This window comes from Bradyrhizobium zhengyangense, from assembly GCF_022012435.1.
Classification (GTDB): Bacteria; Pseudomonadota; Alphaproteobacteria; order Rhizobiales; family Xanthobacteraceae; genus Bradyrhizobium; species Bradyrhizobium zhengyangense.
Map to the genome: position 1 here is coordinate 82957 of NZ_JAKLUA010000014.1, position 22304 is coordinate 105260.

At 62.7% G+C, this 22304-nt stretch carries 20 protein-coding genes; 10 read left to right on the forward strand and 10 right to left on the reverse strand.

Annotated features, from left to right (window positions below; translation table 11 throughout):
• Positions 1–67: 67 nt before the first annotated feature.
• On the forward strand, positions 68–343 hold the full coding sequence (locus tag L6637_RS31460; RefSeq protein WP_237872944.1) for a hypothetical protein: 276 nt from the start codon (positions 68–70) through the stop codon (positions 341–343).
• Between the two features lie 39 nt (positions 344–382).
• Here the strand turns inward: L6637_RS31460 and L6637_RS31465 are convergent, their stop codons facing one another.
• Positions 383–1357, reverse strand: a complete 975-nt coding sequence (locus L6637_RS31465; protein ID WP_237872945.1) for a quinone oxidoreductase family protein — start codon at positions 1355–1357, stop codon at positions 383–385.
• A gap of 227 nt (positions 1358–1584) precedes the next feature.
• Here L6637_RS31465 and L6637_RS31470 point away from each other — a divergent pair, with 227 nt between their 5' ends.
• The 3 genes from L6637_RS31470 (at position 1585) to L6637_RS31480 (ending at position 4264) form a co-directional block, all read left to right on the forward strand.
• A complete protein-coding gene (locus L6637_RS31470; protein WP_057749711.1) occupies positions 1585–1785 on the forward strand; it encodes a hypothetical protein in 201 nt (66 codons plus the stop codon).
• A 145-nt stretch (positions 1786–1930) separates the two neighbouring features.
• Positions 1931–2878 carry an AAA family ATPase gene (locus tag L6637_RS31475; protein WP_237872946.1) on the forward strand — a complete coding sequence of 316 codons (948 nt, stop codon included), beginning with the start codon at positions 1931–1933 and terminating at the stop codon, positions 2876–2878.
• A gap of 6 nt (positions 2879–2884) precedes the next feature.
• Positions 2885–4264: a vWA domain-containing protein gene (locus tag L6637_RS31480; protein WP_237872947.1), complete on the forward strand. Its 1380-nt coding sequence runs from the start codon at positions 2885–2887 to the stop codon at positions 4262–4264.
• Between the two features lie 34 nt (positions 4265–4298).
• On the opposite strand, the gene L6637_RS31485 is transcribed toward L6637_RS31480, so the two are convergent.
• A complete protein-coding gene (locus L6637_RS31485) occupies positions 4299–4481 on the reverse strand; it encodes a hypothetical protein (protein ID WP_237864692.1) in 183 nt (60 codons plus the stop codon).
• Between the two features lie 345 nt (positions 4482–4826).
• Here L6637_RS31485 and L6637_RS31490 point away from each other — a divergent pair, with 345 nt between their 5' ends.
• Positions 4827–5048: a hypothetical protein gene (locus L6637_RS31490; RefSeq protein ID WP_237864693.1), complete on the forward strand. Its 222-nt coding sequence runs from the start codon at positions 4827–4829 to the stop codon at positions 5046–5048.
• Between the two features lie 8 nt (positions 5049–5056).
• Here L6637_RS31490 and L6637_RS31495 read toward each other — a convergent pair whose 3' ends face one another.
• Genes L6637_RS31495 through L6637_RS31505 form a run of 3 tightly spaced genes read right to left on the reverse strand, consistent with a single transcriptional unit; the run spans position 5057 to position 9003 of the window.
• Entirely contained in the window at positions 5057–6448 is a 1392-nt protein-coding gene (locus L6637_RS31495; RefSeq protein ID WP_237872948.1) for an NCS2 family permease, read from the reverse strand.
• A gap of 13 nt (positions 6449–6461) precedes the next feature.
• A complete protein-coding gene (locus tag L6637_RS31500; protein WP_237872949.1) occupies positions 6462–8327 on the reverse strand; it encodes an adenine deaminase in 1866 nt (621 codons plus the stop codon).
• A 13-nt stretch (positions 8328–8340) separates the two neighbouring features.
• Positions 8341–9003, reverse strand: a complete 663-nt coding sequence (locus L6637_RS31505; RefSeq protein WP_237872950.1) for a TetR/AcrR family transcriptional regulator — start codon at positions 9001–9003, stop codon at positions 8341–8343.
• Positions 9004–9227: 224 nt separating this feature from the next.
• Between L6637_RS31505 and L6637_RS31510 the strand changes: the two genes are divergently transcribed.
• Together L6637_RS31510 and L6637_RS31515 are read left to right on the forward strand one after the other, a co-directional pair.
• The gene (locus L6637_RS31510) at positions 9228–10241 is read left to right on the forward strand and encodes a formamidase (protein WP_237872951.1); all 1014 of its coding nucleotides are present in this window, start codon (positions 9228–9230) and stop codon (positions 10239–10241) included.
• Positions 10242–10327: 86 nt separating this feature from the next.
• Positions 10328–11647, forward strand: a complete 1320-nt coding sequence (locus tag L6637_RS31515) for a dicarboxylate/amino acid:cation symporter (protein WP_237872953.1) — start codon at positions 10328–10330, stop codon at positions 11645–11647.
• Positions 11648–11659: 12 nt separating this feature from the next.
• On the opposite strand, the gene L6637_RS31520 is transcribed toward L6637_RS31515, so the two are convergent.
• From L6637_RS31520 to L6637_RS31540, 5 genes are all read right to left on the reverse strand, one after another.
• Positions 11660–12091 carry a hypothetical protein gene (locus L6637_RS31520; RefSeq protein ID WP_237872955.1) on the reverse strand — a complete coding sequence of 144 codons (432 nt, stop codon included), beginning with the start codon at positions 12089–12091 and terminating at the stop codon, positions 11660–11662.
• Positions 12088–13653, reverse strand: a complete 1566-nt coding sequence (locus L6637_RS42640) for a tetratricopeptide repeat-containing sulfotransferase family protein (protein WP_237872957.1) — start codon at positions 13651–13653, stop codon at positions 12088–12090. The genes L6637_RS31520 and L6637_RS42640 overlap by 4 nt, the downstream gene beginning before the upstream one ends.
• Positions 13654–13733: 80 nt before the next feature.
• Positions 13734–15803: an alkaline phosphatase family protein gene (locus tag L6637_RS31530; RefSeq protein WP_237872958.1), complete on the reverse strand. Its 2070-nt coding sequence runs from the start codon at positions 15801–15803 to the stop codon at positions 13734–13736.
• 231 nt (positions 15804–16034) lie between these two features.
• Positions 16035–17408 carry a hypothetical protein gene (locus L6637_RS31535; protein ID WP_237872959.1) on the reverse strand — a complete coding sequence of 458 codons (1374 nt, stop codon included), beginning with the start codon at positions 17406–17408 and terminating at the stop codon, positions 16035–16037.
• An 81-nt stretch (positions 17409–17489) separates the two neighbouring features.
• Positions 17490–18749 carry an allantoate amidohydrolase gene (locus L6637_RS31540; RefSeq protein WP_237873015.1) on the reverse strand — a complete coding sequence of 420 codons (1260 nt, stop codon included), beginning with the start codon at positions 18747–18749 and terminating at the stop codon, positions 17490–17492.
• A gap of 404 nt (positions 18750–19153) precedes the next feature.
• On the opposite strand from L6637_RS31540, the gene L6637_RS31545 reads away from it, so the two are divergent.
• The 3 genes from L6637_RS31545 to L6637_RS31555 are packed head-to-tail and all read left to right on the forward strand — an operon-like array spanning position 19154 to position 22301.
• The gene (locus L6637_RS31545; protein WP_237872960.1) at positions 19154–20266 is read left to right on the forward strand and encodes a BMP family ABC transporter substrate-binding protein; all 1113 of its coding nucleotides are present in this window, start codon (positions 19154–19156) and stop codon (positions 20264–20266) included.
• Positions 20263–21375, forward strand: coding sequence for an ABC transporter permease (locus tag L6637_RS31550; protein ID WP_237872961.1), 1113 nt, complete (start codon positions 20263–20265; stop codon positions 21373–21375). The genes L6637_RS31545 and L6637_RS31550 overlap by 4 nt, the downstream gene beginning before the upstream one ends.
• Positions 21375–22301 carry an ABC transporter permease gene (locus L6637_RS31555; protein ID WP_237872962.1) on the forward strand — a complete coding sequence of 309 codons (927 nt, stop codon included), beginning with the start codon at positions 21375–21377 and terminating at the stop codon, positions 22299–22301. Before L6637_RS31550 ends, L6637_RS31555 begins: the two co-directional genes overlap by 1 nt.
• Positions 22302–22304 lie beyond the last annotated feature (3 nt).

The window sequence follows — 22304 nt, forward strand, 5'->3', positions numbered from 1 at the left end:
TTAATTCCGTTTTCCAGAAATACTCTGCTGCGCACCTGGCCTTTAGGGGGCGCGGCAGGATCGTTTGATGCAGTATTTCGTCGTGATGATCGATTACGGGCGACGCGGTCGCGAGGCAGTCGTCGATCCCGAGATCACCAGGCGCGGGATCATCTCCCGCGTCAGCTCCGGCGAATATCAGAACATTCTGTTCATCCACGAAATCGCGGAGAATTCCGTCGACGATGTGACCGAAGCCATTTTGGCCGAGGCCGCCCTCCCCGAAATCCCGCCTGAAGACGTTGACCTCCAGGCGAGCCGTCATGATCACGCTCGCGACCTGCGCAAGCACGAGAAAGCGTGACGCCGGCTGAACCAGCCTGCGTCACAGCTCAATCCGAACTCACACCGTCAGGACGGTCGATCCCGTGGTCTTGCGCGCGGCAAGATCGGCATGCGCCTTGGCGGCGTCCTTCAGCGCATAGGTCTGGTGCACCTCGATCTTGACCGCATCGGACTTGACGACGTCGAACAGCTCGTTCGCCATGGCAACCAGGTTTTCGCGCTTGGCCGCGTAGGTGAACAATGTCGGCCGGGTCACATACAGCGAACCCTTCTGCGCGAGCAGACCAAGATTGAGCGGTTCGACCGCGCCGGAGGACGCACCGAACAGCGCGGCGACGCCAAGCGGCGCAAGGCAGTCCAGCGACTTCAGAAATGTGTCCTTGCCGACGGAATCGTAGACCACCGGCACCTTCTTGCCGCCGGTAATCTCGTCGACGCGCTTCACGAAATCCTCGCGCGTATAGATGATGACGTGGTCGCAGCCATGGGCCTTGGCGAGTTTCGCCTTCTCGTCGCTGCTGACGGTACCGATCACGGTCGCGCCAAGATGTTTCGCCCATTGACTCAGGATCAGGCCAACGCCGCCCGCTGCGGCATGCAGCAGAATGGTGTCGCCGGCCTTCACACGATAGGTCTGCCGGATCAAATATTGCGTAGTCAGCCCCTTCAGCATCATCGCGGCCGCGGTCTTGTCGTCGACGCCGTCAGGCAGCTTCAACAGCCGGTCGGCAGGGATCAGTCGCGCCTCGGAGTAGGCGCCAAGCGGTGATGCACCATAAGCGACGCGGTCACCGGGCTTCAGATCGGTGACGCCCTGTCCGACTTCCTCGACGACGCCGGCCCCTTCGCTGCCGAGCCCACTCGGCAATTGCACCGGATAGACGCCGGAGCGATTGTAGATGTCGACGAAGTTGAGGCCCACGGCGGTATGGCGGATGCGCGCCTCGCCCGGCCCGGGCTTGCCGACACTGACTTCCTCCCAAACCAGGACTTCCGGACCACCGGTCTTGTGAAAACGAATGGCGTGAGTCATGGGCGTTGCTCCCTTATCGTTGCGTTGACGGTCCGAAAAAAAGCGATCGGCCGGAGAGATAGGCATTTGGTCCGCCCGTTACAGTATAGAAGCCGTAACAAGAATGTCACAGCGAACGACAAACCCTCGCTGTTCCGCCTCTGTTCGAAAGAGTTGATGAGGGTCTCCGAGCCACCGGCAGTAGCTTCTGCGCGGGGTTTGGTGGTCGCCTGCGAAGGAGAGCCGAGATGCCAGCTTATGTACAGCATCATCAGGACATCGAAATCGCGCCTGTGATTTGCCCGACATGCATGGGGTTCCTGCCGATGTATGTACGCGAGGTCGAGCCGCACTGGAGCCTTGCCAAGATCGACTTCGTGTATGAATGCGCCGATTGCGGCGCCGAGGTCAGACAGACCATCCGCAAGCCGGAGCTGCTGCGCCACTGATCGCACGATCAGTTGCCCTTAAGTATTTGCGCTGAACGGAAAAAGCTGATGTCAGCGCGGGTCTGGCCGTCCCAAACGAGGCTTGTTCTTTGCCGGGAACGCAGGCAGAACAAGCTTCAAGCAAGACATTTGGGAGCGCCATTTCGTGGCTGATCAGAAGGCCTCGACCGCGATCGAGGCAGTGGAGAGCGGCCTCGCCGCGCAGGGCTATATCGCGAGCCGGCAGATCGCGACCGCCGTCTATTTGTCGCAGCAGATCGAGAAGCCGATCCTGGTCGAGGGCCCCGCGGGTGTCGGTAAGACCGAGCTCGCCAAGGCAATCGCTGCCTGGCGCGGCAAGAAGATGATCCGTCTGCAATGCTACGAAGGCCTCGACGAGGCCAAGGCGCTCTATGAGTGGAAATACGCCAAGCAGCTGCTCTACACCCAGATCCTCAAGGACAAGCTCGGCGAAGTCCTTGGCGGCGCGCAGACGCTGCATGCCGCCCTCGATCAGCTGCATGATTTCGGCGACGTGTTCTTCTCCAAGGAATTCGTCGAGCCGCGCCCCCTGCTCCAGGCGCTGGAGCAGCCGGGCGGCTGCGTGCTGCTGATCGACGAGATCGACAAATCGGACGCCGAATTCGAATCGCTACTGCTGGAGATCCTCTCGGACTTCCAGGTCACGATCCCCGAGCTCGGCACAGTCTCGGCGATCACACCGCCGACCGTGATCCTCACCTCGAACAGCGAGCGCGATCTCGGCGACGCCTTGAAGCGCCGCTGCCTGCATCTGCACATCGGCTTCCCCGAGCAGCGGCTGGAGGAGCGTATCGTCGAGAGCCGCGTGCCCGGCATCTCCCAGACGCTGCGCCGGCAGATGGTTGGCTTCATCCACGAGATTCGCTCGCTCGACCTGAAGAAGCTGCCCTCGGTTAGCGAGACCATCGACTGGGCGCGCGTGCTGGTGCTGCTCCAGGCGAGCGAGCTCGACACCGAGATCGTCAAGGACACGCTCAACGTGCTCTTGAAATACGAGGCCGACATCGAGGCGGCTGCGCCGCAAGTGACGACCTTTATTGCCAAGGCGGCCCGGTCCAACGTCTTCGGTTGACGCCCGATGCGCGAGAATCTCCATCGTTTCTTTCGGGCGGCGCGGGGCGCCGGTGTCCACGTCTCGCCCGCCGAAAGCATCGATGCAATGCGCGCGGTCGCGCAGGTCGGCCTCACCGACCGCGCCATCCTCCGTGACGCGCTGCTGCTGACGCTCGCCAAATCGCAGGACGAGAAGCTCGCGCTCGGCGATTGCTTTGATCTCTTCTTCAGCCAGCCCGAGCCGCGGCAGGATCAACCCGAGGCCAACGACAATGACGAGGCCTCGCAAGGCTCGGATCAGTCGCCCTCGTCAGGCTCGAACAGCGAAGCGGGCGGAGGCCAACCTCAGGAAGGATTGGGCCCGCTCGCACAGATGCTGCTGTCGCAGGATCGCAGCGCGATCCAGGCCGCCATCGCCAGTGCTTCCGGCGCAGCGTCACTCTCCGATATCCGCTACTCTACCCAGCGCGGCATCTTCTCCAGCCGCATCCTCGACGCGATGGGGCTCCAACGCCTGCGCGACGATCTCGACGAGCTGACCGGGACGAACCCGGCACTCGCCGAACGCCTGCGCGCCGCGCTCGATGCCTTGCGCGAGGCTGTGCGTGATACCGTCTCGCAGGGGCTTGCGCTCTACGCCCGCGAAGAAGCTGAAAACCTCCGCAACGACATCCTGCGCAATGCACCTCTTGCCCGCATCGAGCGGCGGCAGGTCGCCGAGATGCGCGCCCTGATCCGCCAGATCGCGCGACGCCTGCGCGAGCGCTATTCGAAGCCGCGCAAGCGCCAGCGCCGCGGTCATCTCGACGTTCGCCGTACGCTTCGCCGCAACGCCGCCTGGGGCGGGGTGCCCTTTCTCACCGCATGGAAGCGCAAGCATCGCGACCGGCCGAAGATTGTCGCACTGTGCGACGTCTCCGGCTCCGTCGCACAGGTCTCCGATTTCTTCCTGCTCCTGATCCATTCACTGCATGAAGTCGTGGACGACGTCCGTTCCTTCGCATTCTCGTCGCATCTGATCGAGGTCAGCGACATCCTGGAGAAAAAATCGCCCGAAGAGGCGATGGCCGAGATCATGTCCAAGGTCGGCTTCGGCTCGTCCGACTACGGCTCATCGCTGGTCGATTTCGAAAAAGACTTCATGAGCGCGCTGACGCCGCAGACAACGGTAATCGTGCTCGGCGATGCCCGGAGCAACAATCTCGATCCGCGCGCGGACATCCTGCGCCGCGTCTCCGAACGCTCGAAGCGGCTGGTCTGGCTCAACCCCGAAGGTCGGCTCGCCTGGGGCTTTGGCGATTCCGAGATGCCGCGTTATGCGACTTTTTGCAGCGTGGTGCGGCAATGCGCCACCGCGCAGCAGCTCGAGCGCGCAGTCTCCGATATCGTTGCCACTTATCAGTAAGTCTCGTCACTAAGTCTTGGGCTCGCGGCGAACGTCAGTTTCGTGCAAGCTCTGCGTAGACGACATTGCACTCGCGAAAGTGATAGGCAATTTCGTCGAGCGCGCGCTGTTCCCATTCCTGGGCTTGCGCCAGCCAGAAAACCCGACGCTCGAAATCGAGCGCGGCGCGCTCACGGCACAGGGATTCCTGACTGCGAATTTCGACCAGTCTGTTCATGCACTCACACTCCTTGTCGTGTGAAGCCATTCCCCGCAAATCAGCCTAGCAGAGTCACGAACCCAGCGTCTCACCATTTCTGTGCATATCGCGACGCAGAATGAGACAGCAACGCTTCCCGTGCACTGCGGCCGTCGCAGCGCAGCATCAAATGAAGATCATCAATTAGTGATCGGCGATCGGGACGATAGTAGTCGATCTTAACTATTGTGGCGCAACAGACTGCGGCAATTCGTGAAGAGAAGTTCTAAACAGCTCACCGAATTCCCGACTCATTGTCGTCGCATGGTCTTCATGCAGCGCCGCTAACAGAGGCGCGCGAACGTGACTATCGCTTGAGGCAACATGAGCAACGACGTCGACTTTGATCTTTCATCGGACCAGTGGGAAGCGCTGAAAGCGCTTCGCAACCCGGTGCCGAGCGGTCGCCTCGCGAAGGCTTATCTCCTCGAAGGCCTCGCCAGGCTTGGCCTCGTCGATGTCAATGACGGAGTGCCCGCAATGACACCAGCTGGACGCAAGGTGCTGGTGCGCGGATCATGCCGATTGCTGGATCTGGCGGCGTAGCACGCGCATCAAAAAATCTGGGCTGTCACGATTGCGTAAGCAATGAACACAACGCCAAGTCCCCACACCATCGCAGGAATCCGCGATCGCCGGCCGATCGTCACTTCCAGCGCGATGTAGCTCAGAGTCCCCAGAGCCATACCGTTTATGAGGTTGTTAGTCAGCACGGTGACCAACAGCGTCAGAACGATCGGAATCGCATTGCCGAGATCGGTCATGTCGATCCGGGCGAGGCCCTGCATCATCAGCACACCAACGAGCACCAGCGCAGGCGCGGTTGCTTGCGATGGGATAATGACAAAGATCGGCCAGAAGAACAGCGCGAGGAAGAAGAACCCCGCGACGGTCAGCGACGTCAGACCGGTCCGGCCGCCGGCCTGCACCCCGGTGATCGATTCGATATAGGCCGTCACCACCGACGTGCCGAACAGTGGGCCGACGATGGACGCCGTCGCATCGGTCGCAAAGGCCGCGGTGGCATTCGGGATCGATCCGTCCGGCTTGCGCAAATTGGCGGCGCCCGTCACACCAATCAGCGTGCCCAGCGTCGAAAAGAACTCGGCGCACAGGAAATAGAACAGCAGCGGCAGTGCCACGACGAAATGGCTGAAGAGATAGCCGACGTCGAGCGCCATGAAAGTGCTGGTCGGCCAGCGTGGCCACGACATGATCGCCGATGGCATCGAGGTCACCATCTTGCCGTTGGCACCGGGAACGAAGAAGCCGATCACGGTCAACAGCACGATCGACAGGATCAACGCCGCCGGGACCCGCCTCACCACCAGCACCGGCGTGAGCAGGAGGCCGAACAGCGTCAGCAGCACTGGCGGACTGCGGAGCGATCCCATGGCGATATAGGTTGACGGATTCTGGACGACGAATCCGGCCCCTCGCAGTGCAATAAAGACGATGAGGGTGCCGACAGCCGCCTGGATGCCGATCTTCAGCGCTTCCGGCACGTCCTTCGCGACCTTCTCGCGCAGCTTCGACAGGCTGAGGATCAGGAACAGCACGCCGGTGAAGGCGACCATGGCGAGCGCGCCCTGCCAGGGCATGCCCATCTGCTTGACGATGACATAGGTGAAGATGACATTCGAACCCATTGCGGGTGCAACGGCGAGCGGCAGGTTTGCCCACAACCCCATCATCACCGAGCCGAAGATCGCGGCCAACGCCGTGGCACTGACGAGATCGGCACGATCCATTCCGGCGTTGGACATGATCGCGGGATTCACGGCAATAATATAAGCCATCGCTGCGAACGTAGTCGCTCCGGCCATCATCTCGCGGCCGACACTCGTGCCACGCTCGGTGAGGCGAAAGGCCCGATCGAGCAGCCCGGTCGCTGCGCGCGGTTCCGGCTCTGCGGAAGCGGCTTGTGGCTTCGTCATCTCGTTCATCGCAGTCCTCCCCCTACCAGACCACCGGGTGCGCTTCGCCCGTCTGCACGTTGATAAAACCGAGCGGCGCCTGCTCGCACGGCGCCACCAGCACCCAGCTCCACGGCGCGCAGGTGAGCGTGGCAAACATGAGTCTCTCAGGAAATCCCGGATACCAGCGCGGCCGAAACGTCGGTTCGTACATCCAGTCGACCTTACGGCCTTCCGCGTAGAGCGCCTGCATCTCGGCATCAAGCGCTTGCGCCGAACGACAGCTCATCAGGCCGCCGACCTCGAAGCGCACGGTGGCGACGAGCTCGCCCGCGCGCACCAGCGCCCATCCACCCTGAAGCTCGATCAGCGCGTTCACCGCCTTTGCCATCGCGGCGTCGGACGAACCGACCACCCAGATATTGTGCTTGTCGTGCGCCACCGAACAGGCGAGCGCCGTTTCCGGCGTGCGCGGTCCACAACCGCGCCAGAACATCTTTGCGACCCGTCCATCGCCGGAGAAGCGGTCGACGATGGCGAATTTGGTGATGGCTTCGCTCTCGTCGCGCTGCACGGCACCGTCACGCACGGGCAGATCAAGCGTGTAGAACTCAGGATGCCAATGGAAGGGGCGGATCACCGCCGCTTTCATCGTGGCCCGGCCGGGCTCAGCTCGCAGCTCGAAATCTTCAGGCTTGATCGTGCGCTTGATGTTGACCGTCTTGGTCGCCCACTCGGGCCATTCGATCCTGGGCACTTCTCCGAGGTAGCGTTTGCCTTCGGAGACCTGCGCGCCATCGGCCCACACCTCGACGATTTCGAGTTTGGCAACATCCGACAGCAGCACGACGTCGCCGAAGCGTCCCGGCGCGAGACTGCCGACGAACGGCGTGAGACGCATGTGCCGCGCCGGATTGATGGTCAGACACTGGATTGCGATCTCAGGCGAAAGGCCGGCCTCAATCGCAACCCGCGCATTGTGATCGCTGGCGCCGAGCTCCAGCGTATGGCTGGCGCTGCGGTCATCCGTGGTGAACGCAATCTGCGACCAATCCTGCAGACCCTTCGCAATCAGCCATTTCACGATCTCGTCCATGGCGTAAACGCGGAGCTCGACAAACAAGCCGCGCGTAAGCTTGTCCCAGGTCTCTTCCGGCGTCTGCACTTCATGGTCGGATGCAAGCCCGGCCGCGGCAAAGGCGTTGATGGAGGGCAGATCCCGCAGGCCGGACGCGTGGCCTTCGACGACACCACGCGCCGCGAACGTCGCCTCGATCATGCCCCACAGCCGCTTGTAGGACGGGTTGTCCGGGTTCCAAACCGCCGGCCAGTCCATGACCTCATCGAGGCCGGTGACCATCAGGCTTTCGGCCATGAAGCGCGCCTGCTCGTCGCGGCCATACCAGCCGCCACCCCATTCATACGCGGTCGGCGGCACCGCTGAGCCCGGCTGCGGAAAGATTTTCAGCGGCGAGCCGCGGCGGCGTGCCTCGAACCAGAATTCGAGATTGCGCGCACCATTGACGTTGGAGAATTCGTGGCTGGCCTCGCACGTCCAGGTATTGCCGTGCGGCAGCACCAGCGCCGCTTCCCATTCCGGCGTCAGGTGCGAGCTTTCGATATGCTTGTGCACCTCGCCAAAGCCAGGCACGGCCGCAAACTCAGGCCGGTGCACGCGTTCGCGGACCTCGCCGGGATAGCTTCCGGCCGGCCCCACCCAGGCGATACGCCGGCCTTTGAAGACGATCTCCTGGTCCTCGCTCCAGGTGCGGCTGTGCACGTCCAGTAACTTGCCGACCCGCAAGGCGCGATCGGCAGGACGGCGACCGAGCGCCGTCAGCACCAGGTCCTGGCGAATGCGAACCTCGTCGGGCGCATTGATCAAGAGGTCGTCGGGTATCGCGTTCATGGCCTGCCTCACTTTATTCCGGTACTTTCGAAGCCGCGGCCCGCTTCCGCTGCGGTTTCTCCATCTTGCCGGCGCGCGTAGCGGCGGCATCGCGCTGCCGAACATCCTTCAGGAGCGTCGTGAGCGCCCATTCGATCGCGTCAGCGATCTCGCCGCTTGTCATGCCAAAATCCTCGCGCATCGCGTTCCAGGCCAGCACGTTGTTGAGGTAGGACGCGAGCGCCTCTGCCTGGCGGACCTCCTTTGCTGGAAGGTGCCGCACCAGCGGCGCCATTGCCTTGCGATGCTGATCGATCAGGTGCCGCCTGAAGCCGGCGCGCACACGGCGGCCCGCCCTGGTCATCGCGATGGCGCGCGCCAGATGCGGATGACGGTCGAACCGCTTACACAGCTTGCGGAAAATCTCGGGCAGTTCGTCGGGCGAGGTGAAGGGGATGTAGCTGAAGACGTTGTCCTCGATCCATTCGCCGGCCGCCGCAAACAGCTCCGCGCGAGTCCTGAAGTGCCGATAGATGGTTCGTTCAGCCACCTTCGCACGCTTGGCCACCGCGGCCATCGAGATGTCGTCGGCCTCCTCATCCTCCAGGGTCTCGACAAACGCCGCAACGATGCGCTGCCGCGTCATCTCGGCATATTCGTCGCGAAGGCTTGCGCCATGTCTTTCTGCTGTACTCATGTCATAATTCTGACACCAGCCGAATTGGACGGTCAAGCCGGGACTTGAGGCACGCCACGCTGCAACAATGGGCGCCAAGGCGTTCCGGGCTCGGCGGCCCCGCGAGCACGACCATCGCCCGCCGCCTGAAAAATGGACTTTTGCCCGCCACCAAAATCGGATTTGCTCTGCCGAGAAACGATCGCGCGCAACGACGCCGCGCCAGATACGCAAGGGAGCTGGTCATGAACGGGCTTGGCGGACTGAACAAATCTCCCAACGGCGTGGTCATCGGGCTCGTGCAATTGCAGCTGCCGAACGTCGTGACCCGTGCCGATCTCGCCAGGCAGACCGAGCGTATCGTCTGGATGGTCGGCAAGGCCCGCCGCAACCTCTCCACCATGGACCTGGTGGTGTTCCCCGAATACTCGCTGCATGGCCTCTCGATGGACACCAATCCCGAGATCATGTGCCGCCTCGACGGGCCGGAGGTCGCGGCTTTCAAGCAGGCCTGCGTCGACAACAGGATCTGGGGCTGCTTCTCCATCATGGAGTTCAATCCGCACGGCAATCCCTACAATTCCGGCCTGATCATCGACGACCACGGCGAGATCAAGCTGTATTACCGCAAGCTTCATCCCTGGATTCCAGTCGAACCGTGGGAGCCCGGCGACATCGGCATTCCCGTGATCGAAGGCCCGAACGGCGCGAAGATCGCGCTGATCATCTGCCATGACGGCATGTTTCCGGAGATGGCGCGGGAGTGCGCCTACAAGGGCGCCGAGATCATGATCCGCACCGCCGGCTATACCGCGCCGATCCGCGACGCCTGGCGCTTCACCAATCAGGCCAATTCGTTCCAGAACCTGATGGTCACCGCAAACGTCTGCATGTGCGGCTCGGACGGCTCTTTCGATTCCATGGGCGAAGGCATGATCGTCAATTTCGACGGCAGCGTGTTGGCGCACGGCACCACAGGTCGCGCCGACGAGATCATCACGGCCGAGGTGCGGCCGGACCTCGTGCGCGAAGCCCGTATCAATTGGGGCGTCGAGAACAACATCTATCAGCTTTGGCACCGCGGCTACGTCGCGGTGAAGGGCGGGGCGATGGATTGTCCTTACACGTTCATGCAGGACATGGTTGCAGGCACCTATCGGCTGCCCTGGGAAGACCAGGTCAACGTCACCGACGGCACCTCGTGCGGCTTCCCGGCGCCGGTACGGATGTTCGGGAAGACGGCAAAAGCCGCGGAATAGACGGTTTCCCGGCCGAAACCGCGACATTCTGGCACGGTTGTTGCTCCTTTTGGCGTCCAAGTCGCGTCAAACTGGGGGAATCCACCATGTCGACCATCACCGCGGCACCCACCGCCGAGCCCAAGCCACTCTACACCTCCCTGTTCGTCCAGGTCCTGGCCGCACTGGTTCTGGGCATCGTCCTCGGCGTGGCCGCCCCGGACTTTGCGATCGGTCTGAAGATCCTCAGCGACGCCTTCCTGAAGCTGATCTCGATGATCGTGGCGCCGATCGTGTTCTGCGTCGTGGTACACGGCATTGCCGGTGCCGGCGATCTCAAGAAGGTTGGTCGGGTCGGTGTCAAGGCGCTGCTGTATTTCGAAGCGATGACGACGGTGGCGCTCGTGGTCGGGCTCATTTTGGCCTACGTCTTCGGTCCCGGCCATGGCATGAACATCGATCCCTCGACGCTCGATGCCAAGGCGCTCAGTAGCTATGCCGACAATGCGCACAAGCTACAGGGCGCAGGCGTCGGCGCCTTCCTGATGAACGTGATTCCGACCACCTCGTTCGACGCGCTGTCGCGCAATGACGTGCTCCAGGTGCTGTTCTTCGCCGTGCTGTTCGGCGTCGGTCTCGCGCTGGTCGGCGCCGAGAAGGGCGCGCTCGTCACCTCGGTAATCGACGCGGCCTCCACGGTGCTGTTCCGCGTCATGGGGCTAATCGTTCGCGTTGCACCGCTCGGTGTGCTTGGCGCGGTCGCCTATACGGTCGGAAAATATGGCGTCGGCTCGCTGAAGCAGCTGGTCTCGCTGGTGATGCTGTTCTACATCTCGGTCGGCATCTTCGTCCTTGGCGTGCTCGGCAGCGTGATGGCGCTCGCCGGCATCAACATCCTGAAATTCCTGTCCTACCTGCGCGAGGAACTGATGATCGTGCTAGCAACCGCGTCGTCCGACGCGGTGCTGCCGCAGATCATGAAGAAGCTCGAGCGCATGGGCGTAAAGGATTCCGTAGTCGGCCTCGTCATCCCGACCGGCTACTCCTTCAACCTCGACGCCTTCTCGATCTATCTCACACTCGCCGTCGTCTTCATCGCGCAGGCCACCAACACGCCGCTGTCCTTCGGCGATCTCCTGCTGGTGCTGGGCGTCTCCCTGATCACATCGAAGGGCGCGCACGGCGTCCCGGGCTCGGCGATCGTGATCCTGGCCGCGACGCTGAACGCGGTGCCGAGCATTCCGGCGATCGGCCTCGTGCTCGTGCTGTCGGTCGACTGGTTCATCGGCATGGCCCGCGCAGTCGGCAACCTCATCGGCAATTGCGTCGCGACCGTGGTCGTCGCCGCCTGGGAAGGCGATCTCGACCGTGCCAAGGCGGCCAAGGTGCTCGAAGGCGGCGAGCTGGTGGACGTGACGGCGGGCTGAGGCCGGCTCGTGCTAGCGCAGGTGCCCGCTGTCGTAATGCCTACGCTCGGCCGCCGTCAGCGGCGGCCGGGCGGCGCTTGCGGGCGTCACCGCAGCGACGACGGTCGCGCTTGACCTCTGCGATGTCAGCACCAGGACGTCGACACCGTCTGCAGTGACTTGCATCGCATAATCATGGCCGCTGAGGAGCCGGGCGACCACACGACGCAGCGGTCCATCGAAGACGCCCGTCATCTGGGCCTCGAGCGCGTCGACCGTGCGATAACGCAGATTGAACCGCTCTTGCAGCGCGGCCAACACGTCATGGAGCGAGGTGTCATGCACCTCGAGATGAACCGCGTCCGGTCGCCCCTCGACCTTCACCTCGGCCGACGCAGTTCGGCCAAAGGCCAGAACGATGGAACACACGATCACGGGGACCAAAAGTAACTGAGACGTCGTCATATCAGCTCCGCCTCCGGAATCTCGCGCGCCAGGCGCTCACTGAGCGGCCCCAATCGTTCGGCATGGTGCCGCCATTTCCCGACCGAGGATGCGTAGATCGGACGGCGCACCTGAACGGCACTGGCGGTCGCCGATGGCGCCGGGCTTTCGTGAAAACGCATCACCCCATCTTCCCAGGAAAGCCCCAGAAACCGGATGATGTCCCGGCTCGCCGCAGCCTGGTCCCGAACGACGTCCTCGTAGTTGATCTCCATGAGCACATCAGGCGGCAGCACGTCGCGCCAGTGCCGCGTCAGACGGCGATAGGCGAGATAGTAGTCCGCAAGCTGGGTTTGATCATAGGAGAACGCGAACTTGTTGCGGAAGTGCGCCTTGTAGATCGCCCAGCACGCATCCATCGGATGCCGCTGCACGAGGATGATCTTTGCCGAGGGGAGCGCCGCGTGAATGAGGCCACAATAAAGGTAGTTCTCCAGCGTCTTGTCGACGAAGCGAACGTTGTTCGGCACGCGGAGCGCCGTGGCCTGATCCAGGTAGCGCCTGCCGATACCTTCGAGGTCGCTTCCCCTTGGACGTTCCGCCATGGTGCGGCGCATCTCCGCAGCAAACGCGCTGGTCTCGCCTACGGAATGCATCGCGGAATGGCTGGCGATAATCCGTTCCACCAGCGTGGTACCGGTACGTGGCAGGCCGCTGACGAAGACAGGCGCCGCATCGGCGTAGCCGCGCGGCGCAGCATCAATCCAGCGTCGCGTGTGCGCCCGGATGATCGCATCGACCTCACCAATTTCAGCGGCGGGATCGCGCGGGAGCGACCGCCGCTGCAAGTTATTGCCTGCCTCGACGTGTGCGAAAGCGCGGTCCCAGCGCTCCAGATCCTCGCACTCCTTGCCAAGCGCAAAGCGCAGCATGATTTCGCTCGGCGCCGACAAACGCCCTGCGGCAATCACGGCCTCCATCTCGTCGACATGGTTGCGGTCGCGGCTCTGGATTCGCAGGTCCGAACGAAGGTAGTGAGCCAATCCGTAGCGGCGATCGCACGCAATCGCCGCATTGCAATGCGCTTCGGCGTCTCCGAGTGCGCCGATCATCCGCTCGGCGGCGGCCAGGTTGAACAGATATTGCGGTACGCCGGGCTTCCGGGCGACAGCGCGGCGGAAAAGCTCCCTCGCCTGCTGTTGAAGCCCCAGCAAGCCAAACATGGCACCAACTGAATCAAGCGCGTCCGCGTCCTCGCCAGCATGCATGGCCGCAACGTCCGTCACTGCACTGGCCTGACGCGCCTCTCCCTTCATGAAGAGGCATTTCGCACGCAACACCAGCGTGATCGGATTGGTCGGAGCGAGAGCGACGGCGCGTTCCGCGCTGACCGTTGCGGCATCGAGACGATCACGCATCAGCGCAGTCTCGGTCAGGAGCGCCCAGGCGCGCCAATCCAACGAATTGCCCGCGAGCACCTTTGCACAGATCGTTTCGGTGGAGCTCAGATCGCCGCTTGCAAAGGCACGGCGCGCCGCCTCTATCGAAGCCGCGCTGGCGGCATGCTGTCCTGTGGCGTCCACGCGTATTGCTCCATGCGATTCAGATGAGATCGACCGGCGGCTGGGCAGCCGCCGGGTCATGCTGATGAAGGCTGCTCCGATCAGTCCTGGTCGTTGTCGTGATCGTCGTCGTGACGATCGGCGAAGTTGAAGTTGCCGAAGAGATCGCCGATCGAGGGCCGGTTGACGGGAACGTAGGGATTGTCGTCCGACGCAATCGGATTCGGCAAGGTGTCGCGCGTCTTGGGTCCGAGCGGCTTGAGATGCCAATTGCGTTCGATGAACTTGGTGATCGAGACGTGGTCACCATATTCATGCGACACATGGCCGCCGCGCGAGTATTTCGAAACGACGAGAAGCGGGATGCGCGTGCCGTCGCCGAAGAAGTCGACCGGCTGGATATAGCCGGAGTCGTAGTAACCGCCGCCCTCGTCCATGGTGATGACGATCGCGGTCGACTTCCAAAGCTCCTTGTTGGACTTCACCTGATCGACGATCTTCTTGGTGAAGGCCTCGAAGAGGTCGACACGGGACGAGGCTGGATGACCGTCGTTGAAGGTGCTCGGCTTGACGAACGACACGGCGGGCAGATTGCCTTTGGCAATGGCGTCGTAGAGATCGAGCGTGTCCTTCATGTGCGCATCGCGCTGCTCCGCATGGGTCATGACCGAAGCGGAGAACAGGAAGGGGTTGCAGATGTTGCAATAGAGGTAGGCGACCGGGTCCAGCGCACCGAAATTGGTGCCCTCTCCAGGGGCCGTCTTGAAGTCGTTCCAGCGCTCGCCGAAATAGGCCCAGGAGACATTGGCCTGGGTCAGCGCATCGCCGATATGCCGCTGCTTGATAACAGGCGGCAGGGTGAACGGCCCGTTGTTGATCGGATCGGTGGCACCACTGCCGATAAAGGCGGGAACGTAGTTGTTCAGCAGATAAAAGGCGTTGGGCGCACAGCGCGGCGACACGTGGATGGCATTGAGGTAGGTGATGACAGGGCCCACGCCCGGCTGGCTGGGTTCCGAGCAGTTCGAATAGCTCCCGCCGCCATAGCCGTCGTTGAGATACCAGTTGTTGGTGCCCGGCGCCGGATTCGGGTTCTCGATCTCGTTGACATATTGCGGCGGGTTGGAGCCGGGTACGAGCACGTGGTCGGGCTTGGCAGGGTCGCCCTTGTCGTCGGCATAATAGAGCGCGTCGGCATAGCCGATCATCATGTGATTGGCGAAAGTGCCCCCCATCACGCTCTGATGGAAGTTGTCATTGAGCGTGTACTTGCGCGCAAGCTCGGTCAGATAGGGCGCATCGCCTTTGGCGACGTTATAAAAGCCGAGTGCGATGCCGCCTTCCTTCAGCGCATGCGGGGTCGGATTGCCATTGCTGCCCGAAGAGACGCTCTGTTCCACAAAGGTGAAGAGATCGGCCTGGCAGCCGCTCGGATTGTGATGGGTCGCCTTGGCAACGTCGCAGTCGAGCTGCTGCCACATCTGGTAGAAGCGATGCACCGGGCTGCCGCCATAGGTCTTGTAGAGGCTGGTCGGGGCTTCGCCGCCCTGCGCCAGGGTCACGAGCGGATAGGGACCGTTCGGCAGATTGTCGGAGTCCAGGATGCGTGTGTCGGGCGAATTGCCCGGCAGGCCGGTCGCACCGGTCGTCAACAGCGGCAGATCCTGCTGGCTCAAGCCGTAATCCCCTTGCTGCGCGATTTGGATCGTGGCGAGACATCCCGGACCATTGAGCGCTGCCTGATCGACGGAAGTGTAGCAGGATTGCGGCGCATAGGATGTGCCGAGCGTCTGCACCTTGTTGGTCGTGTGATTATACGGCGTCTTCGGGGTCGGATTGATCGAGTAAGTATTGTTGACGACGGTGGAGGACTGCGCGGCCCTGGTGTAATTCGGCCCGGGTTGACCGTCCCTGGTAATGATGCCCCTGGAGAGCAGATTGTCGACGCGTTCGCCGGGATGACGCGGCTCGTAGGTGGCGAAGACGTGGTCGAAGGTGCGGTTTTCGCCGAGAATGACGATCACATGCTTGATCGGGCTCTCGGTGCGGTCGCCGTTCTTGTTGCTGCCGCCGAGCATGTCCATCGCATAAACGTCATGTCCCATCAGCGACAGGATAGCGGCCGTCACCACCGTACGGTCACGCAGACGTCGCGTCGTTTTTGAAAGCATTACACACCCCTCCGTTCGTTTCCTGAATGCAGAGAAATTGTTTCAACGCATGTCAGGTTAAGGGGCGCGCTTGTCAGACGTGCTGCTTGGCCGTGTCACTTCGGTTACGAGATTATGACGACGAGCAGAGACCTATTGTCGCAACCAGCAGGCGCTTCCGGATTGCCATCAATGGCTTGCTGACGATTTGGCCTGTCATTCCAACGCGGCCGGCCGCAGGAAGATCGCGGCTCAGTCGTTGCAGCGGAGCAAGGGCGTCCCGTAGGCCCGGCTCCAGACGGAGAGGAAGCGCGGGAACCAGGAATGCGCCACCGCGCCTTTATAGGCCCAGGTGCGATACTTCAATCCCTGCTCCGAGATCAGCTCCTGGTAACCCCCGTGGACCTCGGTCGCGGTGCGGATGTCCTTCAATATCCCTTGTGCGCAGGCGCGATAGGTATCGCTCCCCGAGAGCTCGTCAAAGTCCAGCATGCGATCGGCGAATTCGACGTTGAACGTCGGCCACGACGAGCGCCCCTGATAGGCCGGCGCCGCGATCTTGTGGATCATCTTGTTCCGCGGGTTATCCGCCGAGACCAGGAAGTGGAACGTGCTGGGGATGCGGAAGCGGGGCTCGGCCAGGATCAGATCCGTTGTGGCCGAGAACAACGCGCGCTCGCTCGCATCGTTCAAGTCCCAGAAGCCGCGATGCACGCTGACGAAATCCAGCGCGACCATGGAGACCGGCGTACCCGCCGGGCCATCCAGCGAATGCCTGATGTAGCCGTCCTTGCCAAACAGGCGGAGCAGACCCTTCTTGTATTCTGCGAGGTCGCGCCCGAGTAGCCGCTTCAGCTCGACCTCGTCGACGATGCCGAGTTGCACGGCCCACGCGAATGTCGTGTAGACGCAGGCATTGGTGACGAAACGCCGGCGCTCGGCGCGGGTGTCGGTTGCCGCCGAACGAGGTCCGCTGGCGTCGCAGAGCAAATATCTGACACTGTCAGCGTCGAACGGCTCGAGCTCGCTCGCGAGCTTCAGGATCGCGCGCTTTAAATCGGCGCCATATTCGGCCAGCAGCAGGCGACCCGCATGCGCGCATTGCGACATCGCCAGATAGGACGACGCCCGCACCTCGGCCGAGAGCATCTGCTGCAGACCAGCCAAAATGCCGAGCAACGTATCCGAGGGACGCGAGAAATAGTTCACACCGAGATATCGGCCGCGTCCGGCCGGAACGATGGTCGTCGTGACGACATCGGCGCGAACCGCCTCGAGCAGCAGGCGCACGCTCTTTTCGAGCAGGCGTGCCCGACGCACCGCATCCTGCGCATCCATGATGGTCTCGGGGTCGAGGACGTCAGGGTAGAACCAGGCAAAGTCGCGCGGATAGTAGGCGGAGGCGTGCGGAGCGCCTGTCACAAGGAAAGTCTCGGTCACCGAAAAGGCGCTGTCCATCGAGTGCCGATAGAGGTCCTCGATCGCCGACAGCGAATGCTGCGACTTTCTCATGAACCGGTCACCGAGAAAATTGACTGCCTGAAGGGCGTTGGCGACCAAGGTCGCAGCCGCACCCTGGTAAAACCGGCTCGCTCGATGGCCTGAAAGGGAAATGTCGCTGTTCATTTGTCTAAGTCGGCTGACGTTTGGTGAAGTTGCACCATTTACACTTCTCTGATTCGTGTCTCTACCCGGTGACTTCCGGGCCTACGACGCTGGTGGCTTGAAATGCTCGATCACCCGCAGCACGACCCGTGCGCCGGCGTCGGCGTCAGCCAGCTCGACATGCTCGTCTGGATGATGGCTGATGCCACCGCGGCAGCGAACGAAGATCATCCCGACATCGGCAATGTCGATCATCGCCATGCCGTCATGCCCCGCCCCGCTCGGCAGCTCGAAGGCGGCAAAACCTTCGGCTGCGATCGCCTGTGCGATCTGGTCCTTCAGCCAGGGCGCGCAAGGAACAGTGCGGTTCTCATGGGTGACGTCAAGCTGAAGCGCCAGATGCCTGCGCTTGGCGATCGCCTCGATCTGGCGGACGACGTCGGCGACCGCGCGCTTGCGATGCATGTCGGTCGGCGCACGCATGTCGATGGTGAAGGATACTTCACCCGGAATGACATTGGTCGCGCCGGGCCTTGCCTGGATGTAGCCGACGGTGCCGACCAGCCCGCCCTCGTCGGTACGGCAAAACTGCTCGATCGCGCCGATGCATTCGGCAGCACCTGTAAGCGCGTCACGGCGCAGCGCCATCGGGACGGTGCCGGCGTGACCGGCCATGCCGGTCAGCCGCGCCGCCAGCCGTGTTGCGCCCGCAATCGCGGTCACGACGCCGACAGGAAGATTCCGTGCTTCCAGCACCGGCCCCTGCTCGATGTGCAATTCGAGATAGGCCAATAACTCGCGCCGGGCGCGCGCTGCCGCACCGATATGATCAGGGTCGAGGCCAAATTGGATGAGCGCATCACGCATCGACACACCGTCCCGGTCGCGCGCGTTCAAAGCGCTTGCGTCAAATGTGCCGGCCATGGCGCGACTGCCGAGCAGCGTCGAGGCGAAGCGCACGCCTTCCTCGTCGGCAAAGCCGACCACCTCGATCGCGAACGACAGACGCTTGCCGCGGCGGTTGAGGTCGGCGACACAGGCGATCGCCGTGATCACGCCGAGCGGCCCATCCCATTTGCCGGCATCGCGTACCGTGTCGTAATGCGAGCCAAGCATCAGGCAGGGCGCTCCCGGCCGCTCACCTTCGTAACGGCCGCAGACGTTGCCGATCGCGTCGAGATGCGCGCTCATGCCGGCCTCACGCATCCAGCCGAGAATGACATCGGAGGCTGCGCGCAGCTCTTTGGTAAGAAAGACGCGAGTGAGCTTGTCGCCATCTTCCGAGATCGCCGCGAGCTCGTTGACCCGGCGCACGATCTCTTCGCCGAGCGCTGCATTCTGAACGGCGTTACCAGCACCCATCTCGGTCAAGCTTCCCATCCTGGAGACCGCATGGGCGGTCGCAGCGTCAATCGATACAAGTTCGGTGCCAGCGAATTCAGACCAGCGCCGTCGCGGGGCATCGCGTGGTTAGCACGTCCATGGGCGGCCAGCCGAACGGCCTGCGGTCGTCCACGCACGCGCGAGAGCCGCTAAGACTTGCTTAACTCAATTGCATACAATCATAAAATATTGCCTAAAATTTAATCTGAAAAACTCCTGACCAAAATTTGCACATTCCATATATCTGATGTTTTTTCAATTACTTGAGTTCGTATGCATACCCCTTAGCCTCTGGCACGAAGCTTGCGACATCCCATCCCGGGCTCCGCCAAACCGGCGCAGCCGCGAGATTGAGGCGGTCAATCCGCCAAGGGGAGCAAGCAATGGATTTTGGCAGGATTTCACGACGTCATTTGTTGCAGGGCGGTGCCGCCCTCACCCTGGGCGCAGCGGCCGGCGCACGCCCGGCCTTCGCGGCCGAGACCACAATCGGCTTCATCTATGTCGGCTCGCGCGACGATTACGGCTACAACCAGGCCCACGCGCAGGGCGCGGCGGCGTTGAAGAAGATTCCGGGTCTCAAGGTCGTCGAGGAAGAAAAGGTGCCCGAGACCGACGCTGTCGAGAAGACGATCGAGTCCATGATCAACCTCGACGGCGCCACCCTGCTCTTCCCGACCTCGTTCGGTTACTACAATCCGCACATGATCAAGATGGCCGCCAAGTACCCGAAGCTGCGCTTCGAGCACTGTGGCGGTCTCTGGACCGACAAGGATCCGAAGAACGCCGGCAGCTATTTCGGCTATATCGACGAAGCCCAGTATATCTCCGGAATCGTCGCGGGCCTGACGTCGAAGAGCGGCAAGCTCGGCTTCGTCGCGGCCAAGCCGATCCCCCAGGTGCTGCGCAACATCAACGCCTTCACGCTCGGTGCGAAGTCCGTCAATCCAAAGGCCACGACGCAAGTGATCTTCACCGGCGACTGGTCGATGCCGGTCAAGGAGGCTGAAGCCACCAACAGCCTGATCGACCAGGGTGTGGACGTGCTGACCTGCCACGTCGACGGCCCCAAGACCATGGTCGAGAACGCCGCACGGCGCGGCGCCTTCGTCTGTGGCTATCACACCAACCAGTCGGCGCTGGCGCCCAAGGCCTATCTCACCGGCGCTGAGTGGAACTGGGAAGCGCTCTATCCGAAGTTCGTCAAGATGATCGCCGCCGGCGAGAGCATCCCGAACTTCTATCGCGGCGGCCTGAAGGAAGAGATCGTCAAGGTCTCTGCCTATGGCGAGGCCGTCTCGCCGGAAGCGCGCAAGGCGGCAGACGAGGCCAAGGCCAAATTCCTGTCCGCGGACGGGTTTGCCATCTTCAAGGGCGGGCTGGTCGACAACAAGGGCAAGACCGTGATCGCGGCCGGCACCGATCGCGGCCAGAAGGATCCCGAGCTCGAAAAGATGGACTACCTCGTCGAAGGCGTGATCGGAGCGACTTCGTGACATCGGAAGCAGCGGATTCTGCCGAGGCGGTCGGGACAATTGCCCCGACCGCCGACCTCGGCTTTCTGCGACGCCACGGCGGCACGATCGAGTATGTCCTGATCCCGTGCGCGGCGCTGGCCGGCGCGCTCGTGGTGTTCGGCATCTTCGTCATGCTGTTCGGCAAGAACCCGCTCGACCTCTATTTCTATATGTACTACGGCGCCTTCGGCACCTGGTTCTCCTGGCAGAACACGCTGACGCGTGCCGCGCCCCTCATCCTCACCGCGCTTTGCACGGCACTGCCGGCGCAACTCGGCATGGTCATCATCGGCGGCGAGGGCGCGCTGCTGATCGGCGCGTTGTCGGCGACGAGCGCCGCATTGTTGCTTCAGGGCATGCCGCCGCTCGTCGTGCAGATCGCCATGGTTGTTGCCGGCGTCATCGGCGGCGGTCTGTGGATCATGCTGGCGGGCGCCTTGCGGCAATATCGCGGCGTCAACGAAACGATCTCGAGCTTGCTGCTCGTCTACATCGCACTCGCGATCCTCAATCATCTCGTCGAAGGCATGATGCGGGATCCCGCTAGCCTCAACAAGCCATCGACGCGCGAGATCGGCGCCGTCAATATGATCGGCTCCATTCCCGGCACGGACGTGCATTGGGGCTTGGTCTTCGGCTTGATCGCCGCGGTTGCCGCCTACATCCTGATCTATCACACCGTCTTCGGCTTCGCCGCGCGCGTTGCCGGCGGCAACATCCGCGCTGCAAAAATCGTCGGCCTCGGCGTCAGCAAGCTGATCCTCACCATCTGCTTCCTCGCAGGCGGCGCCGCGGGTCTTGCCGGTATGGTCGAGGTCGCCGCTGTCCAGGGCCGCACCAATGCCAACCTCGCTGCAGGTTACGGCTTCACCGGCATCCTGGTTGCCTTCCTGGCGCGGCAGAATCCGCTCGCCATCATCCCTGTCGCAATCCTGCTCGGCGGCATCAGCGCCAGCGGCGGCCTGTTGCAGCGCCGCCTGGGATTGCCTGATGCATCGGTGTTGGTGCTCCAAGGCATCATCTTCGTCTTCGTGCTGGCCAGCGATGCGCTCTACGGCCGCATCGGATTCCTGAAAGGCAAATCCTGATGGCAGACGGATCAATCGGACTCTGGACCGTCCCGCTCGCCGTGCTCGGCGGCGCCATTCGCGTCTCGACGCCGTTCCTGTTCGTAAGCCTCGGTGAATGCATCACCGAGCGTTCGGGCCGCATCAATCTCGGCCTCGAGGGCACGCTGGTGATGGGCGCGATGAGCGCTTATGGCATCTCCTACCTCACGGGATCTCCTTGGCTGGGCGTGCTCGCCGCCGGTATCACGGGTGCTCTTCTCGGCGCTCTGCATGCGGGCATCTGCTCGCTGCCGCGCGTCAACGACGTCGCGGTCGGCATCGCCTTGATGCTATTCGGCACCGGCCTAGCCTTCTATCTCGGCAAGCCCCTGATCGAGCCGACCGCACCGCGCCTGCCCGCGATCGATTTCGGCTGGTGGAGCGACATCCCGCAGGTGCGCGCCGCGCTGCGGGTCAACGTCCTGTTCCTGATTGGCGTCGCGCTCGCACCAATACTCTACTGGGCCTTCCGCACCACGCGTTGGGGCCTCCTCCTCCGCACCGCCGGCGAGAGTTCGGATGCGGCACGCGCGATGGGCCACTCTGTGCTGCTGATCCGCCTGCGCGCCACCATGGTCGGCGGCTTCCTCGCCGGCATCGGCGGCTCGTTTCTGTCGCTGTTCTATCCTGGAAGCTGGAACGAGGGCCTCTCCTCGGGCCAGGGCATCACCGCGGTCGCGCTCGTGATCTTCGCGCGCTGGGATCCCCTGCTGTGCCTGTGGGCCTCGCTCGCCTTCGGCGGCGCTGCTGCGCTGGGACCGGCACTGCAGTCGGTCGGCGTTACCTCCGGCTATCACCTCTTCAACGCCGCGCCCTACATCCTGACGCTGGCGATCATGATCATCACCTGCTCGCCGAAACGCACCCTGACCGGAGCCCCGGCCGAATTGTCGATCACCCGCTAGAGA